Annotated in this window: 1 protein-coding gene; it reads right to left on the minus strand. The window is 40.2% G+C overall.

Annotated elements, in window-relative coordinates:
- Positions 1–2: 2 nt before the first annotated feature.
- Entirely contained in the window at positions 3–593 is a 591-nt protein-coding gene (locus H2245_RS11990) for a recombinase family protein (RefSeq protein WP_182407641.1), read from the minus strand.
- Between the last annotated feature and the right edge of the window lie 128 nt (positions 594–721).

The raw sequence follows: 721 nt of genomic DNA on the forward strand, positions 1-721 counted from the left end.
TACTAGCCCTCTTTTAACACACGATAGACCGTAGCTACCCCAACACCAACTGCTTTAGCGATCTCCTCTTTGGTCATATTGTTTTGACTGTCTAATTCTCTGATACGATTATGTTTCACTGTATTGGCTTTCTTACCAGTGGGCTTATAGCCACTATTAGCCAATCCCTGCTTGATACGTTCTCTACGCTTATCGTTATCAAGCTTTGCCATTGTCGCTAATAAATCAATTAGCATATCGTTGATCACTTTTAGGATATCCCCAGTCATACCGTCATTCACCGTATGCGTGGTTGGCAGATCAGCCACCACCAATCGCAAGCCTTTATCTTTAATACGCTGTTTTAGGATGGCAAAGTCATCTTGGGATAACCTGCTTAACCTGTCCACGCTTTCAACCAGTAAAATATCGCCTTGTTCAGCATCATTGAGTAACTGAGTGAGTGCTGGTCTTTCCAGCTTTGTACCACTGAAGTGCTCAACGTAATCCATATAGGTATCACCATAGCTTTTACTGAACGCAACCAAATCTGCTAATGCTCTGGTCGCGTCTTGATCTTTAGTGCTGGCTCTCACATAAATACGAACGGTCATCATCCCACCTTTTTTCTTTTAGACTTAATTATACAGGTCCATTGATAAAACCAAGAGTTTACTATCATTTAATAACAGAAACAACTCTAATGATAGATAGATTATCGTTTAGTGATTTTATGTTTTGG

It is taken from the genome of Psychrobacter sp. GP33 (assembly GCF_014119005.1).
GTDB lineage: Bacteria > Pseudomonadota > Gammaproteobacteria > Pseudomonadales > Moraxellaceae > Psychrobacter.